At 64.0% G+C, this 16,468-nt stretch carries 17 protein-coding genes; 5 read left to right on the forward strand and 12 right to left on the reverse strand.

The features are described 5' to 3' along the window. Window positions 1–5 precede the first annotated feature (5 nt). The 4 genes from G6N34_RS17370 to G6N34_RS28385 form a co-directional block, all read right to left on the reverse strand. Window positions 6–884, reverse strand: a complete 879-nt coding sequence (locus tag G6N34_RS17370) for a hypothetical protein (RefSeq protein ID WP_133057709.1) — start codon at window positions 882–884, stop codon at window positions 6–8. Between the two features lie 45 nt (window positions 885–929). Continuing rightward, window positions 930–2,414, reverse strand: coding sequence for a class I adenylate-forming enzyme family protein (locus tag G6N34_RS17375; protein ID WP_085148937.1), 1,485 nt, complete (start codon window positions 2,412–2,414; stop codon window positions 930–932). 72 nt (window positions 2,415–2,486) lie between these two features. Then, a complete protein-coding gene (locus G6N34_RS17380) occupies window positions 2,487–3,227 on the reverse strand; it encodes a glycosyltransferase family 2 protein (protein WP_197746690.1) in 741 nt (246 codons plus the stop codon). Window positions 3,228–3,332: 105 nt separating this feature from the next. Further along, window positions 3,333–3,845: a serine O-acetyltransferase gene (locus tag G6N34_RS28385; protein ID WP_085148942.1), complete on the reverse strand. Its 513-nt coding sequence runs from the start codon at window positions 3,843–3,845 to the stop codon at window positions 3,333–3,335. A 145-nt stretch (window positions 3,846–3,990) separates the two neighbouring features. Between G6N34_RS28385 and G6N34_RS28390 the strand changes: the two genes are divergently transcribed. Further along, entirely contained in the window at window positions 3,991–4,605 is a 615-nt protein-coding gene (locus tag G6N34_RS28390) for a CatB-related O-acetyltransferase (protein ID WP_085148945.1), read from the forward strand. Between the two features lie 27 nt (window positions 4,606–4,632). Here the strand turns inward: G6N34_RS28390 and G6N34_RS27800 are convergent, their stop codons facing one another. Both G6N34_RS27800 and G6N34_RS17400 read right to left on the reverse strand, forming a co-directional pair. Then, entirely contained in the window at window positions 4,633–4,794 is a 162-nt protein-coding gene (locus tag G6N34_RS27800; protein WP_197746691.1) for an acyl carrier protein, read from the reverse strand. Between the two features lie 248 nt (window positions 4,795–5,042). Then, complete coding sequence (locus G6N34_RS17400; RefSeq protein WP_264016594.1) at window positions 5,043–6,605, reverse strand: sugar transferase; 1,563 nt, start codon at window positions 6,603–6,605, stop codon at window positions 5,043–5,045. 775 nt (window positions 6,606–7,380) lie between these two features. On the opposite strand from G6N34_RS17400, the gene rfbA reads away from it, so the two are divergent. Continuing rightward, entirely contained in the window at window positions 7,381–8,271 is an 891-nt protein-coding gene (gene rfbA / locus G6N34_RS17405) for a glucose-1-phosphate thymidylyltransferase RfbA (RefSeq protein ID WP_085148950.1), read from the forward strand. Window positions 8,272–8,670: 399 nt separating this feature from the next. Continuing rightward, entirely contained in the window at window positions 8,671–9,015 is a 345-nt protein-coding gene (locus G6N34_RS17410) for a hypothetical protein (RefSeq protein WP_085148953.1), read from the forward strand. A gap of 11 nt (window positions 9,016–9,026) precedes the next feature. On the opposite strand, the gene G6N34_RS17415 is transcribed toward G6N34_RS17410, so the two are convergent. From G6N34_RS17415 to G6N34_RS17425, 3 genes are all read right to left on the reverse strand, one after another. Next, the gene (locus G6N34_RS17415) at window positions 9,027–10,196 is read right to left on the reverse strand and encodes an acyl-CoA dehydrogenase (protein WP_085148956.1); all 1,170 of its coding nucleotides are present in this window, start codon (window positions 10,194–10,196) and stop codon (window positions 9,027–9,029) included. 346 nt (window positions 10,197–10,542) lie between these two features. After that, entirely contained in the window at window positions 10,543–11,052 is a 510-nt protein-coding gene (gene purE / locus G6N34_RS17420; RefSeq protein ID WP_163645426.1) for a 5-(carboxyamino)imidazole ribonucleotide mutase, read from the reverse strand. Continuing rightward, window positions 11,042–12,280, reverse strand: a complete 1,239-nt coding sequence (locus G6N34_RS17425) for a 5-(carboxyamino)imidazole ribonucleotide synthase (RefSeq protein ID WP_085148962.1) — start codon at window positions 12,278–12,280, stop codon at window positions 11,042–11,044. The genes purE and G6N34_RS17425 overlap by 11 nt, the downstream gene beginning before the upstream one ends. A 67-nt stretch (window positions 12,281–12,347) precedes the next feature. Between G6N34_RS17425 and G6N34_RS17430 the strand changes: the two genes are divergently transcribed. Further along, complete coding sequence (locus G6N34_RS17430; RefSeq protein WP_085148965.1) at window positions 12,348–13,019, forward strand: GtrA family protein; 672 nt, start codon at window positions 12,348–12,350, stop codon at window positions 13,017–13,019. On the opposite strand, the gene G6N34_RS17435 is transcribed toward G6N34_RS17430, so the two are convergent. The 3 genes from G6N34_RS17435 to G6N34_RS17445 all read right to left on the reverse strand — a co-directional run bounded on the left by G6N34_RS17435 (window position 12,974) and on the right by G6N34_RS17445 (window position 14,663). After that, entirely contained in the window at window positions 12,974–13,492 is a 519-nt protein-coding gene (locus G6N34_RS17435; RefSeq protein WP_085148968.1) for a PH domain-containing protein, read from the reverse strand. The two genes, G6N34_RS17430 and G6N34_RS17435, sit on opposite strands and share 46 nt — an antisense overlap. A 26-nt stretch (window positions 13,493–13,518) precedes the next feature. Further along, window positions 13,519–13,887: a PASTA domain-containing protein gene (locus G6N34_RS27810; protein ID WP_133057711.1), complete on the reverse strand. Its 369-nt coding sequence runs from the start codon at window positions 13,885–13,887 to the stop codon at window positions 13,519–13,521. Window positions 13,888–14,126: 239 nt separating this feature from the next. Then, the gene (locus G6N34_RS17445; protein WP_308213221.1) at window positions 14,127–14,663 is read right to left on the reverse strand and encodes an arsenate reductase/protein-tyrosine-phosphatase family protein; all 537 of its coding nucleotides are present in this window, start codon (window positions 14,661–14,663) and stop codon (window positions 14,127–14,129) included. Between the two features lie 341 nt (window positions 14,664–15,004). Between G6N34_RS17445 and G6N34_RS17450 the strand changes: the two genes are divergently transcribed. After that, window positions 15,005–16,459, forward strand: coding sequence for a sugar transferase (locus G6N34_RS17450; protein WP_234812731.1), 1,455 nt, complete (start codon window positions 15,005–15,007; stop codon window positions 16,457–16,459). The last annotated feature ends 9 nt before the right edge of the window (window positions 16,460–16,468 follow it).

Below are 16,468 nucleotides of genomic sequence, written 5' to 3' on the forward strand. Positions count from 1 at the left end.
GGGGGCTATCTCGGCGACGCCGAAGCGATGGCTTCGAGGAAGGCCGTGGCCAGCACCTCCGAACCCTCCGCGTTCAGATGTCCGAGGTCGGATGCGTAGCCCTGGTAGAGCGCGTAATACTCCCGCCCGTCGTACTGATGTGCAGACCGATTGCCGGTCGGGCTGGTCGATTCGACCGCAGCGATGTCGAAGAGGTGGTCGGCGCCATATGTGTTGCGCACCAGGGTGTTATAGCGCTCACGTGCGACATTCTCGGTCTGGCCGTACCCATCCGGACTGCCTCCGAGCATCATCTTGACCTTCTGCTTGAACGTAGCGTCCGTGGTCAGCGGCACCGTGACATGCACGAACCTCAGATGCGGGAAATCACGCTGCAGTCCTGCGATGGTGTCGCGGTACTTCGCAAACACCGCATCCACGTCGGTGCCGGCGGTGATGTCGAGGAAGCACAGCTTCATCAACGCGACATCGACCCGGTCCGCCACCCCGCCGCGCAGTTCCTTGTCGAAGTTCTCAATCTTGAGCAGGGGCTTGCCGTTCTCCGGCAGGAATGCGTGCTCGATGAATCCGCCGGCTGGCCCGGGCCGGACACCGTCGTAACCGATGGGCGGCGCTGCGGACTCCTCGGCGGCATAGATCACCGGCACCCCGTCGAGGATGTTCTCGCCCACCGATTGATGCCCGAAGAAGACCGCCGTGCGGTCGACAGTGTCGAGTTCCGCGAGGCTGATGGCGGGTTCGGGTGCGCCTTGAACCGGCATCGAAGTGTCCTTCCAGAGGTCATCGAAGAGAACCGCGGTGGCGAAGACCAGGACCACAACGACGCTGAGCGCGCCGACCACAATGACAGACCGACGCGAACGCCAGCCAACTTTTTCGGTCATGCTGACCACTCCCCCAAATGAACAGATCAGACCCAGACGCAACGGTCATACCGAGAGTACCTTGCTCCCATCATGTTTGCGCAGGCTTGTCTTGGCAATCTTCCCGTTGGCGTTCAACGGCATGGCATCGATGATGTGCACCGACCGCGGCACCATGTGCTTGGCGAGCTCGCGTCGGCAGTGCGCCAGGATGTCCTCGGTCGCGACGTCACTGCCGGGACGGGTTGTGACGAACAGTGTCACAGCCTCACCCGCCTCGTCGTCTGGAACCCCCACCACCGCGGCCGAAACCAACTGCTCCATTCGAAGCACGGCCGCTTCCACCTCCTGACTGGACACCCGGTAGCCCCACGATTTGATGAAGTCGTCGCGGCGGTCGACGATGAATATGTAGCCGTCCTGATCGACTTCGGCCAGATCACCTGTGCGCAGCCCGTGGGAGGTGAACTTGGCCGCCGACCCTTCGGGATCGCGGAAGTAGCCCGGCGAGATGTTGTCCCCGACGGCGTAGATCTCCCCTCGTAGTCCGGGGGGGACGGCACGCATCTCCTCGTCCAGGACTGCGAGTTCGACGCCGGGGATCCCACGGCCGACGGATCCCCGTTTCTCGCGCAGTAAATGTGGTGGCAGATAGGACAACCGTGCCGTGGCCTCAGTCTGCCCATACATCACGAACACCTCGGCAGACGGTTGTGCCGCGATGAGTTCGTCGATCATCACCGGCGGGAGCTTGCCGCCCGCCTGCTGGATGATGCGGAGCGACGGCAGCGGACGGGAGGTGAATGTGGTGGCCCGCAGCAGCAGTTGGAACGACGAGGGCACACCCGCGAACACCGTGCACTGCTCGGTGTCCAGCAGGTCGATGGCCGTCTCGGGGTAGACGAACGAATTACACAGCACCACATGCGCGCCCAGGCGCAGATGGGTGTGCAGCAGTGACGCGCCATAGCAGTAATAGAACGGAAGAATCACCAGCACCCGGTCGCTGGGCCGCAGGCCCAGGTAGGTGATGATCGACTCGGTGTTGGCCCGGATGTTGGCGTGGGTGATCCGAACAGCCTTGGGAACGTTGGTGGTTCCCGAAGTGAACATCAGCACCGCGTCGGCGTTCACATCGGTTGACGCTGCGGGCCAGTGCGGTTCGCGCGCCGAACCAAGCGCATCGTCGGTGAGCACCGCCAGCCCGTCCAGAGCACCGGCGAACCGGCGACTGAGCCGACGATCGATCAGGACGGCCGAACACTCAACCAACCGGACGTTACGCTGCACGTCCTCTGGCGTGGACTTGTCCGTGATCGGCACGGCGACCAAATTGAGCTTCATGACAGCCAGGTAGCCGGCCACCCAGAACAGTGAATTGGCCCCGACTACGGCCACCCGCGCACCCGGCGGCAAGCCGAGCGCCGCCAGCTCGGCGGCCAGCACTCCCGCGGCGTGCCGCAGCTGCGCATAGGAGTGAGTGTGTCCGGCATCAGTCAACGCCGGGGCGGTCGGATCCCCCGCACCCAGCAGAAAGTCACTGATGTTCACGCGATGTCCCCCTCCACGTCTCGACACGTCCGCCGACGGCGGTCGCCGCGTCCTCGCAGATGACTGTGCGGCTCATGAGGTCCCCCCAGGCGGTTCTGCCGCCAGTTCCCATGGTGTGTAGTAGCTGTCCGGGTTCACGGCGTAGAGCACCGTGACGGCGGGTACGTGGCTCAGCCGACTGCGGCGACTGGTCCGCCACACATACTCCCAATCCTCCTTCGGAAGCGTGTTCCTGTTCCTCGGCACCACGCTGAAATCGATGTTCGCCGAACGTCGCACGACAATGCTGTTGGCATCGATATACGGGTGCCACCGCAACAGCTTCCGGTCGAACGGCAACCCGAGGACATCCAGTTCGGAGCCGTCCGGCTTGAGCCTGCGAAGTGTCGTGTAGACGCCGCCCAGACCGGGATCCGCCTCGAGCGCGCAGAGGGCGGCATTCAGGTGGTCGGGCGTCCACACGTTGTCGTCGTCCAGGAACGCGATGTACTCAGACTCGGCCAGGTGGATGGCGACGTTACGCACCAGGCCCAGCGTTGCGGTGTTGCGGCGCAGCGACACTGCGTGCAGGCGCGGATCCACGGGCAGGTCCCCGGGCAGTCCGCCGCCGTCGTCGACCACGATCACCGCAAGATCGTCACGTGTCTGCGCCAACGCGCTCGCGACAGCCCTCTTGACACCCTCGGGACGCCGATAGGTGGGTATCACCACCAGAATCTCGGCCACCACCCTGCGCCCACCCAGTTCCTGGCGGAGGCGGCGCACCTCACTGTCCTGGAAGACCCGGTTCCGTTGCGTAGCAGCGCGTCCCACGATCCGATTGCGCGTCTCGTACACCGGGCACCGCCACGAGCGGATGTACTGGCGCATCCGCGCCCCCGGGTTCACCACGCCCCCGGATCAGGCGTGGTCGGCCCCTCAGTGCGGGGAGCCGCCGATCTCGCCCGCTTCACAGCCCCGCCCCTGCCCGTCGGGTGACGCCATCTCCCGGGGTGTTCGGGCGCGGACGGTCGCCGGCTGGCCAACCGCCACCGCGTAGGCCGGAACGTCCTTGGTCACCACCGCATTCGCCCCCACGATGCAGCCACGACCGAGAGTCAGGCCGGTGCCCTCCTTGGGGATGACGCACGCACCGGCACCGATGCTCACCCCGTCCTCGATTGTCACACCGAGACCCGAACCCGCATGCGGCGCCCCCGCCGCAATCGTCACGCCCTGCGCAATCTCCACGCCCGAGCCGATTCGAGTGTCCGGATGGATGACCACCGACAGTCCGTGGTGCCACAGGCGGACGTCTGCGGCCACCTCGGCCTCGGGCGGCAGCGCCGTGCTGAACACCAGTGCGTTGACGGCCTTCAGGATCCGCGCCAACCGGTATCGACGCGCCCGGTGCATCCGGATGCTTGCGAGCCAGATCTGTTCGGGCGTCATGATGAAAGCGTATCGAGCGACCCCGCTCCGCGAAACCATTGATTTGGTCCTTGTGACTGTCGCTGAACACGTTTGAGCCGGGTATGGTTTTAAGCTCCACATCCGGCGGGGGGCCGAGTGAGTTCGGTCCGGTAGGGAGAGCGCGATGCTCAGGCGTTTCATCGTCAAGCTGTACTCGGTTCGACGCGCACGCCCCGTGGCATTGTGGATGCTGCGCCGACTGGAGGGCGACGCCTACACATCCGAGACCATCCGCGTGATCTTCAAGAATTACTGGGATGTGGAGATCGGCATGTACACGCACGGTGGCTGCTTCACCCCCTGGGCGGTGGACCCCAACACGAAAATCGGTCGGTACTGCTCCATCGCCGAGGGCGTTCGAATCGTCAACGGAAATCACCCGATTGGTCTGAAATCCACGCACGCTGTTTTCCATAATCCGATGTTCGGGCTCTGTGACGATTGGATCGGCGGCCCGCTGAACGCGACGGTGATCGAGAACGATGTGTGGATCGGATCGAACGCGGTGATTCTGCCGGAGGTCAATCGGGTAGGCAATGGCGCCGTGATCGGAGCGGGTGCGGTGGTCAATAAGGATGTGCCTGATTACGCCGTGGTCCTGGGAAACCCCGCACGCGTGGTGAAGTACCGGTTCTCCGAGGAGACCATATCTCAACTGCTGGAAGAGAAATGGTGGGAGAACGATGTCGAGGAGCTTCGGCCCCGACTTGCGGAATATCAGACTTTCCATCTCAAGTGACCCCCCGGTCCATCAGCCACGTGGGCGTCAGGCACTGAGTTCTTCGACCGTCTTCTTGGCGGTGACGAACTGTGTGAGATTGGCGATGGTGTCGAGGTTCTGCGGCACTGTCTCCGACTCAGACACTTCGATGCCGAAATGCGACTCCAGGAACTCGATGAGCTCCAGGATCCCAGTCGAGTCGATCACGCCTCCCTCCATGAGGGAATCACCGTCCGCCGGCACCCTGCCGGTATCGCCGAAAAGATAGTTCGAAATTATGAACTGAACCACGTCGTCACGAACTTTTGTGTCCACGTATCCTCCGATATTTTCTGAACTGAATTATCGGGATGGTTCCCGATCGCGCCCTCCTGCCAGGCGTCAATCACGCCGGCATTTCAACTTCCCCCCGTAATTTCCCGATATAAACCACCCACCAGCGCGGGCGGCGACTCCTAATAAGCGCCGCTTCGCGCGAGGACTGCCTTGAGCGTCTTCACGACGATCAGGAGATCACCGACCATCGACCAGTTGTCGACGTAGGACAGGTCCAACCGAACCGCATCAGTCCAAGACAGGTCGGATCTACCGCTGACCTGCCAGAGTCCAGTTATTCCCGGCTTGACCAACAGGCGTCTCAGCACCTCGCAGTCATACGCCTCGACCTCGCGGCGCAACGGCGGACGAGGCCCGACGACGCTCATGTCGCGACGCAGTACGTTGATGAACTGCGGCAGTTCGTCGAGGCTGAATCGCCGAAGGAACCGCCCGACTTGGGTGATTCTGGGATCGTTCTTCATCTTGAACAGAACCCCACCATCACTCTCGTTTTGAGCGATCAGGAGGTCCAACTGCTTGTCGGCATCCCGCACCATTGTGCGGAATTTCAGCATCGCGAAAGGCTGGCCGTCGATTCCGATCCGTTCAGCCGAATAGAACACCGGACCCCGACTTGTGAGCTTGACCGCGAGTGCGATCGCCAGCATCACTGGGGCTGCAACCGTCAGGACCGTGAGCGCAAAGAGCGCGTCGAAGGCGCGCTTCTCAAACCTTTTCGCCCCTCGATACTGCGGCTTTTCGATCTGCAACAGTGGAAGGCCGGCGATAGGCCGCATCGCCAACCTGGACAACGCCACGTCCAAGACCCCGGTGCTGACCACCAGGTCAACGCCCATTGGCTCGAGATCCCATATGAGCCTTCGGATTCCGCGAACTCCGAAGCATTCGGTGCCCGCGATTGCAACGGTGTCCGCATCGCACGTGCGGATGGCACCCAGCATGTCGGCCTCGTCCCCGATGATCGGGATCCGCTGACCATTGATCTCGAGATGCTCACCGCGCGGCGGTCCATAGCCGGGCACTCCGATTCCGACCACGCGAAACCCGTCTGCGGGGTGACGTGTCATCTCCACCAGCAGGTCCGTGACGGCCTCGCGCTCACCGAATGCCAGGACCGCGGTCTGACACTCACCCGAGGACCGATGCCTTTCGATCCCCACGTGCCAAGCCCACCGAGACAAGAGCAGACCAACCGTGCCAACCGGCAGCGCAACCGCCAGATATCCGCGAGCGATATCCACGTTGACCAGCAGTGTCACCATGGCGATTGCCCCGAACGTGTAGAACGACGCCGTGACCACCCGCCGGTACTCCTCGACACCTGTGCCGATCACACGCTGCGACCTGGTGTGAAAAGCCGACAGGGCAATCAACCAGGCCAGCGCGAAAAGCACCGAGAATGTGGGTACGTAGTAGCGCAGATACCCTGGCGGATCGAGTGTTTCGCCGAAGCGCAGCAGCTGCGCGAGGGTCACCGCAGTGCCGACGACGAAGAAGTCACTCACTGCGAGCTTGGCCCCGTAACGCCGCTGCCAGGTCCAGCGCCGGAACACCCCACTGGGCGTGTCCACCGCGTACTGCCGCGGCGCACCCGCAGTGGGCGACGACACCGCCGTGGTTACCCCAGGTGACAGCTGCACGGCAGACTTCCCCGCCATCACATCCGGCGATGGTTCCATTTCATCACCGAGTTCTTCCGTCGCCGTGGGGGTTCCACGGTCGTCCATCACATCGCACCGAGTTGCGCTGGCCGCGAGGAGCTGGCCTCGCACGCGCGATGGCCGACAGCGCCGTGTACAACCACGTCTACATAAACGTTCAGCAGCATTTTCCGTCCCCCAACGGTATGACCCATACGTTCGCGCCTGTCCCCATTGAATGGCGCGCCGCCCCGGCTGGACATCTGGCTCGAATGCTCTGACATCCCCCGAGAGGGCTCGAACGTATCATCCAGGACTGACGCAATCAAGCAAATCTTTTCCGCGAGTTGCAAACGACTCCACGTCGACCGTCGGCCATCGGGGTCGAAATTTGAGGCATTGTCGATACCTGCCTGGTAGAACGACTGCCTGGGATTCCAGGATAGCGGTCCCGACCGTTAATTGACATCCGGGCAACCTCCGCATTGTGCAAATGTTGGCAAGTTCAGCAAAGTTCATTTTTTTGTTCTTTTTGTTGGCAACGATGCGGAGCATTCGACGCGGTTCCCCACCACGCGGGCCGGCATTGCCCACTCAAGCAGGTGTGCCCCGCCTGCCGTGAGACGGTTGGGCTAACACGTTCGGCGCGGCGCGGCGCCGCCATCCATCCGCCTGAGGTGATCAGCGTGCGCTGTCGGCGATAGTGCAAAGTTGTTGCGCGCGCAATCATTTCGGTGGCCACCGACGCGCACGCCACCGACCCCCCGGCGCTTCGCCGTTTGCCCCGACAACAGATCGCTGAGAGGATCAGCGAATGCGCGGGATCATCTTGGCCGGGGGGACCGGTTCTCGGCTGCATCCGACCACCATGGGCGCCAGCAAGCAGCTTCTGCCGGTCTACGACAAACCGATGATCTACTACCCGCTTTCCACCCTGATGTTGGCGGGCATCCGCGACATCCTGGTCATCACGACGCCGGCCGATGCGCCGTCATTCACCAGGCTGCTCGGTGACGGCTCGCAGTTCGGCATCTCAATCACCTACGAGGTTCAGCCCAGCCCCGATGGCATCGCGCAGGCCTTCCTCATCGGACGCTCGCATGTCGGCTCCGATTCGGTGTCTCTTGCACTGGGCGACAACATCTTTCATGGCCCACAGCTGGGGTCCCAGTTGAACCGCTTCAACAATGTCAGCGGCGGCGGCGTGCTCGTGTACTGGGTCTCGGACCCGTCGGCCTACGGCGTGGTCGAGTTCGACGAGTCGGGCCGGGCCATCTCGCTGGAGGAGAAGCCTGAGAGTCCGCGCTCGCACTACGCCGTCACGGGCCTGTACTTCTATGACAACGACGTGGTCGACATAGCGGCCGGGCTGCGCCCCTCCGACCGCGGCGAACTGGAGATCACCGACGTCAACAGCGCATACTTGGAACGCGGGGATCTCACGGTGGAAGTGCTGCCCCGCGGTACCGCGTGGCTGGACACCGGCACCTTCGATTCCATGCTGGATGCAAGCAATTACGTTCGGACCGTCGAGCAGCGTCAGGGACTCAAGATCGGGGCGCCCGAGGAGGTCGCCTGGCGGCTCGGCTACATCACCGATGACCAGCTGCGCGACCGTGCCGAACGGCTGATCAAGTCCGGCTATGGCGGATACCTCCTGGGGTTGTTGACGGGACCGGATCAGCCTTCGCTGTCGCGATCCTGACGTCGAGTCGACGGTGGCCCGCAACGCATCGTCGACGTCGGCGTGTTCTGGTCTCCACCCCAGTTGGTCCCGCAGTGCACCGGGATCGATTGGCTACCGCAGGTCGTGACCCGGCCGGTCCGCGACATGGTCAGGAACGCACCCACGCACTATCAAGTTCCAGGTCCCCGTACACCTCGTCCGTGGAGATATGGGAACGTGTCGGCCAGTGCAAAGTCGAGGTGGCTCTCGTCCGCGAAGTGCACGACGGCGTCCGTCACCGGCAGCCGCATTTCGCGGGCCTCCCGAGCGCACATGGTTTCCTGCCGCCGGAAAGCGGGGAACCTCTGACAAGACCTCACATTACTGTGACATAATTCACAACGCCGATGCGAGGAGCGTCCAAGGCCAGGGGGAACCATGTCCACCGTCGTGTGCGCGCTCGCCGTCGCCGTCCTGGCGGGATGGCATCTCCGGACCCGCCGCCACCCGGGTTGGCGCCTGTCGCGCGACGGCCGGTTCTACATCGTCCTGGGCTACCCGATGCTGATGATTGGCCTTTACTGGCTGATCATGGCGCCCACCATGACCGGGTGGCAGTCAGTGTTGGGCGACGCTTGGGCATTCGCGGCCATGGTCACGTTTGTGTACGGGTTCGCACACTTGCAGACCACCGTGGAACGGCGTAACGCCGCGGGGCAGAGTCTGGAATCAATCGCCACAGAACCACAGCACGCCGCGCCTCAGCGTCCCGACGTCCGCTGAGCACGCACCAGTCAGCGTAGGAGGGCGCGGCTCATGACCACGCGCTGAATCTGGTTGGTGCCCTCGTAGATCTGGGTGATCTTGGCATCGCGCATCATCCGCTCGACCGGGAAGTCGACGGTGTAGCCCGCGCCGCCGAACAGCTGCACCGCGTCGGTCGTGACCTCCATCGCGACGTCGGAGGCCAGGCATTTGCTCGCGGCGGAGATGAATCCCAGATTGTGCTCGCCACGCTCGGCGCGGGCCGCTGCGTGGTAGACCATCAGGCGCGCCGACTCGACCTTCATCGCCATGTCGGCGAGCATGAACTGCACCGCCTGGAAGCTGCTGATGCTGTTGCCGAACTGCTTGCGGTCCTTGGTGTATGCGATCGCCGCATCCAGCGCTCCCTGCGCGATGCCGACGGCCTGCGCGCCGATCGTCGGGCGGGTGTGGTCGAGCGTCGCCAGCGCGGTCTTGAAGCCCGTGCCCGGGTCACCGATGATGCGATTGCCCGGAATGCGGCAGTTCTCGAAGTACAACTCGGTGGTCGGTGACCCCTTGATACCCAGCTTGCGCTCCTTGGGCCCGACGGTGAAGCCCTCGTCATCCTTGTGGACCATGAACGCGGAGATCCCGTTGGCGCCCTTGTCCGGATCGGTGACCGCCATGACCGTGTACCAGCTGGACTTGCCGCCGTTGGTGATCCAGCACTTGGCGCCGTTGAGGATCCAGCCGTCACCGTCGGCCTTGGCGCGCGTGCGCATGCCGGCCGCGTCACTGCCGGCCTCGCGCTCGGACAGCGCGTAGGAGGCCATCGCCTCACCGGAGGCCAGCTGCGGCAGCACCTGCTTCTTCAGTTCGTCGGAGCCGCGCAGGATCAGGCCCATGGTGCCGAGCTTGTTGACCGCGGGGATCAGGGACGCCGACGTGTCAACCCGCGCGACCTCCTCGATGACGATGCACGCCGCGACCGAGTCCGCGCCCTGACCGCCGTACTCCTCGGGGACATGGACGGCGTTGAAACCCGAGGCGTTCAGCGCCTGCAGGGCCTCCTCAGGAAACCGGGCGTTCTCGTCGACATCGGCTGCGTGCGGAGCGATCTCCTTCTCCGCGAGTGCGCGGATCGCGGCGCGCAACTCCTGGTGTTCCTCGGGAAGTTGAAACAGATCGAATGACGGATTTCCGCCCCATGCAGCCATGATGAACTCCTTAATACCAGCGGGTAACTTTACTCGCCCGCCTCTTGGAAGACCATTTCCGCTGCTCAGCGAAGACTCTCAGAGCCCCGCCAGCGTTGGTGTGGTCGGCAGCGGAGATTGTGGAGTAGTTTGCTGCAAATGCAGGCTTTCGTTTTGTCGACCGCATTCCGGCACCGGGCCGTCTGCGACTGCGGGTGGAGCGGAAAGCGTCGTTGGCTCCGCGGAAGCGCAGTGCTTGACGCGAGCCTGCACGGAGGAGAGACCGGGCACCCGCCGACAAGCACTCCGCTGCCGCAGAATTGCCACACCGACGCCGAGACGTCGCAGTCGCCATCCTGATCCGGGTCTAGTCACCACCGAGGAGACGCGCCCGCAACGCCGCGTCCTTGTCCAGCACCATGGCCTCGAGATCGGCCTGAAACTTCGTCATCTTCGCGCGCAACGTCGTGTCGCTGGCACCGAGAATCCGCACCGCGAGCAGACCCGCGTTCCGCGCGCCGCCGATGGACACGGTGGCGACCGGAACCCCGGCAGGCATCTGCACGATGGACAGCAGTGAGTCCAGTCCGTCGAGGCGTGCCAGCGGCACGGGGACTCCGATCACCGGGAGCGGCGTCGCCGACGCCACCATTCCCGGCAGATGCGCGGCCCCGCCCGCACCGGCGATGATCACCTCGATGCCACGATCGGCCGCGGTGTTGGCGTAGTCCAGCATCCGGCCCGGCGTACGGTGCGCGGAGACCACTCCGACCTCGAACGGCACCTCGAACTCCGCGAGCGCCTCGGCCGCATCGGCCATGACAGACCAGTCGCTGTCGCTGCCCATGATGAGCCCGACTCGGGGGTTAGTCGCCATTGGTGTTCCCATGTTCGTTCCAGTTGTCGGTCCATTGCGCATGCGAGAGCCAGTGCGATGCCCGGTTCGCGCGTTCGCGCACCGAGGCGACGTCCTCGCCCGGCTTGCCGACAAGATTGACATGGCCCAACTTGCGGCCCGGACGCTCCCCCTTGCCGTACATGTGGACCTTCGCGTCGGGCATGCGCGCGAACAGGTGATGGATTCGTTCGTCGACGCTCATCGTCGGCGTCTCCGGGGCGCCGAGGACGTTCGACATCACCGTCAGCGCGGCGCGCGCCGACGTCTCCCCCAACGGGTAATCGAGCACGGCGCGCAGGTGCTGCTCGAACTGGCTGGTCACGGCGCCGTCCATGGTCCAGTGCCCGGAGTTGTGCGGGCGCATCGCCAGTTCGTTGATCAGGATGTCGCCGTCGGCCGTCTCGAACAGTTCGACGGCCATGACGCCGACAACACCGAGTTGGTCGGCCAGGCGCAGGCCGAGCTGCTGGGCCGCGGCGGCCACCTTGTCGGACAGGTCCTGCGCAGGCGCGATGACCTCGACGCAGATCCCGTCGCGCTGCACGGTCTGCACGATCGGCCACGCCGAGCCCTGCCCGAACGCCGAGCGCGCCACCAGTGCGGACAGCTCACGGCGCATGCTCACCCGTTCCTCGATCAGGATCGGCACACCGTCGGCGAGGTAACGCGCGGCCACGTCACGGGCCTGGTCAGGTGTGTCGAGAAGCACCACCCCGCGGCCGTCATAGCCACCGCGAATGGTCTTGATGACCGCGGCACCGCCGACCTCGCTGCTGAACGCGGCCGCCTCATCGGCGTTGCTGACCTCGGCGAAGCGCGGAACCGGAGCCCCCAGGTCGGAGAGTCGGCGGCGCATCACGAGCTTGTCCTGCGCGTGCACGAGCGCCTCGGGCGGCGGGGAAACGGTCGCGCCCTCGGCGACCAGCTTGTCCAGGTGCTCAGTGGGGACGTGTTCATGGTCGAAGGTGATGACGGTGGCACCCTGGGCCACCTTGCGAAGGGCGTCGTAGTCGGTGTGCGAACCCAGCACCACGTCGGGACTGACCTGTGCGGCGGGATCGGCGGGGTCGACGGCGAGGACCCGCAGGGTCTGGCCGAGCGCGATCGCAGCCTGGTGGGTCATCCGGGCCAACTGGCCGCCGCCGATCATGGCGACGACCGGAGTGGACGAAGAATGGGTTTCAGAAGCTCGTGGCACGTCAACCATGGTGGCATGACCTGCGCCGTAACCACGATTCCGCACCAGCCTGCGTGCTTCCGTACACTGGCTTATCGTGTCCTTTGCTGATGCCACGATCGCCCGCCTGCCGAGGCTGATCCGGCCGTTCGCCGAACGGCATCACGAGCTGATCAAGTTCGCGATCGTCGGTGCGACCACTTTCGTGATCGACTCGGCGATCTTCTACACGCTCAAGCTGACCATCCTGGAGCCCAAGCCGGTCACGGCCAAGATCATTGCGGGCGTGGTCGCGGTGATCGCGTCCTACATCCTGAACCGGGAATGGAGCTTCCGGGACCGCGGCGGCCGGGAACGACATCACGAGGCGCTGCTGTTCTTCGGAGTCAGCGGTGTCGGCGTGTTGTTGGCCATGGCGCCGCTGTACTTCTCCAGCTACGTGCTGGGGTTGCGGGTGCCCGAGGTGTCGCTGGCCACCGAGAACATTGCTGACTTCATCTCGGCCTACATCATCGGCAACCTGCTGCAGATGGCCTTCCGGTTCTGGGCGTTCCGTCGTTTTGTCTTCCCCGACGAATTCGCGCGCGACCCGGAGAAGGCACTCGAGTCGACGCTGACCGGTGGTGGCCTCGCCGAAGCTCTCGAAGACGAGTACGAGACCCGGCACGGCGACTCCGACGGCGTCGTGACGCCGCTGCGCCGAAGCCGGCGCAGACGCGCTCGTCAGCTGGGCGACTCTTCGGATCCGAGGGTGTCGAAGACTTCGTGATAGAGCAGGGCGTGCACCTGCTCCACTCGGGGGATGTCGTAGAACTCCAGCGGATCCTGGCTGGCTGACTCGATGATCAGCGTGCCGGTGCGCAGCATGCGATCGAGCAGCCCGTGTCGGAACTCCACGCTGTTGACCCGAGCCAGCGGGATATCGATTCCGCTGCGCGTCAGCAGGCCGTGCCGAAACATCACGCGACGGTCGGTGATCACAAAGTGAGTGGTCCGCCACGTGAGGAACGGCCACACGGACAGCCATCCGACAATCACGAGCCAGATCGCCAGGATCACCAGCGAGACCACCAGCTTGGCCGTGGGATCCCACTCCAGTGAATTGACGTAGGCCGCCCCGAACGACGCCAGAGCGGTCATCACCAGCAGCACCAGAACCGGACCGATCAGCCGCTTCCAATGCGGATGCCGGTGCAGCACCACCTGCTCATCCGCGGCGAGGACGTTGTCCGGATATCCCACGTGGGGAGTCTAGCCAGAGTGCGGCCTCACCAGCAGTCAATGTTGTAACGGGTGACGCCGACGCCCACCCAGGAATCCGGGGTGACCATCTCGCCCGCTTCCGGCGCCTGCCAGCAGACCTTCCAGAACTCGTACACCACCTGATCCTGATGCACGCCGTTGATGTTCTCGGTGTTCAATTCGAACTCGGCACCGGCGGCCGCCTCCTTCAAGGCGTCGTCGGCGTCCTGGAGGTTCATCTCCTTGATGTCCGGCATCTCCCAGCCGGCATCCTCTGAGACAACGTCTTCTGAGACAACGTCGTCTGACTCAGCGTCCTCAGGCTGCGCATGCGCAACCGCCGACACCATGAGTGCGGCGACTGCCGCACCCGCACAAGCTTTGACAATCCTCATCGCACGCGCCCCCCCACAGTCACAACGGCGCCGGCGGCCCCAACGCCGGCAAGTGCACCGATCGTATCCGGTGTCCCGGCCCGGGACCACCGGATACGAACACCTTCAGGGGGCGCGGGAGCGGAGTGGGGACAGGTCGACATCAAACCCCGGAGATCAATAGGACCCGCCAGTTGCGAAAGACGTTGTCCACCAACCTGACAACGTCCACGGCGCGGATCCCTGCGACCAAGAAAAGCTCAAGAGTTCGCGATGTCTTCACAGAACTTCAGAACCGGCTGCAACAATTCTGCGATCTGTGCACCCACAGTCTCGAAGAAGTCCGCGTCCCTGCCAATCGGATCCGGGACGTCGGGCACCCGCCCGGCGGCGAGCCGGGGCCGCATGGCCGCCATCTCCGACACGCTCGTCAATCGGTGATCCGATGCCAGGAGAGCCGCCTCCCCAAGACTGAAAGTCATACGAAGCCGCTGCGGTGCAAGCGCAAGCACCGCGTCCCTTTGCGTTCGCGTCATGGTCAGGATCAAGTCGGCGGCAGAGGCGATCTGCGGGCTGAGGCGGCGTGCAGCAAAGTTTGAGGCATTGCCGCCCAGGCTTTCTATAACCGGCACAGCGTGTCGATGAACAGGGTGTCCGACCAGCGCCTGGACCCCCGCGCTCGACGCCGTGAAGTCCCGGATCCGGGCCTGCGCCGCACCAGCGGACGCCAGTCTTTCCGCGATGGGCGACCTGCATATGTTTCCGGTGCAAACAAACAGTGTGTGCAGTGCGATCATCCTTTCAAAAGTGCTCTCACACGGGCTTATACCCGTTCAATCGTCCCACCGGGCCGATCGCGACGCCAGCTCCGCCGAAGTCGCTGGACCACCCAGCAAGCGCATGCGGGCAAAGAAACCCGAAATGAACGAGCGATTCTGAGCCGTGCCTGCAGCCAACGCCCAACCTAGCCAAGAGCATTCACCGAGCGCTGCGGTGAGCCGCGCGCTCAAGCAGGTTCTGCTACGTTGCTCTGCAAACAGATTGCGGCGGCGCTAATATCCAGTCACCGGAGCTTCATCCGGAGCCGGACATATCGCCTCACTGGCGAAAGTGCCACGGCGGCTGCAGAGGAGGAACGTTGACCGAAGTCATCGGCGCACCAGTATCGACCGGCGACCACGGGCGCCTCGAAGCGGCCAACCCGAGCACCAACGGCAACACCACCGTCGAAGGTTCACTCCCGGATCACGGGCCCGCGCCTACGGGATTCCTCAGCCACATACGGGCCTGGATGGTTGTCCCCGTAGTCGATTTCGCCCTCATGGTGGCCCCGCTGCTCTGGCGCCCACCGCAGGTCAATTCGGTTCTGACGATGGCTGTGCTCGGTGTTCTCCTCCTCACTGGAGGCAGGCGTTACACCGCACGACTGCACCCCAGCCTTCTCGATGAACTGCCCTCCATCATCGGCAGACTGCTGGTCTCTGTGGCTGCGGTTGCGGCGATCATCCTCCAGCTTCACCAGAAGACCGCGGTGCTCATCTTTCTCGAGACCGCCTGCCAATCCGTGGCGCTGGTGATCCTCGGCCGCATCGTCACCACTCGTCTGATCGCGGTGGCCCGGAAGCGCGGTATCGCCCAGCATGGGACAGTGCTCATCGGCAGCGGGCCGGTGGCAGCCGAGCTCGCGCGAATTCTGTCGGAGCACCGAGAGTACGGACTCCGATTGATCGGCTTCGTCGATGACAACAATCCCCATGCTCTCCAAGGGATCCCGCGGTTGGGACGCCTCTCCGACCTCGACGTCGCCGTGCTGGCGACGGGTGCAGACCACGTGCTGATCGCCGACGGAAATTTCAACGAGCAGTCCCTCATGGACGCGGTACGGACACCGACCTGCCACAACGTTGAGTTGCTCATCGTCCCGCGCCTTCACCACTTCCACATGCTCACCGGAATCGCCGACCACATCGGATCCATCCCGATCATGAGAATTCGCAATCCCAAGCTCCACGGCCCGACACGAGCGATCAAACGCGCCTTCGACATCTTGGTGGCGGTGACTGCGCTTGTCCTTCTCTCGCCGGTCCTCGCCGTCACCGCGCTCGCGGTTCGGATTGAGGGCGGCCCGGGTGTCATCTTCCGCCAGGTGCGAGTCGGTCGCGGCGGCAGGCATTTCGACGTGTTGAAGTTCCGTTCCATGCGTCCCGCCAACGAAAACGAGTCACAGACGCAGTGGAGCGTGGCAGGAGACAATCGGGTCGGTCCTGTCGGGCGCTTCCTCCGTGCCACCTCCATCGACGAACTGCCCCAGCTCTGGAACATCCTTCGAGGCGATATGACGCTGGTCGGTCCCAGGCCTGAACGCCCACACTTCGTGGAGCAGTTCTCGAACCAATATGACGGGTACGCCCACCGCCACCGCGTCCATGTCGGGCTGACCGGCCTGGCCCAAGTCAGCGGACTCCGCGGAGACACGTCCATCGCCGACCGGGCTCGATACGACAATTTCTACATCGAGAACTGGTCACTGTGGCTCGACATCAAGATCATTCTTCGGACATTCCGCGAGGTGCTCTTTTATAAGGGGCGCTGAGCATCTCGG

Origin of the sequence: Mycolicibacterium confluentis, assembly GCF_010729895.1 — a bacterium.
In the GTDB taxonomy this organism is placed as follows: Bacteria; Actinomycetota; Actinomycetes; order Mycobacteriales; family Mycobacteriaceae; genus Mycobacterium; species Mycobacterium confluentis.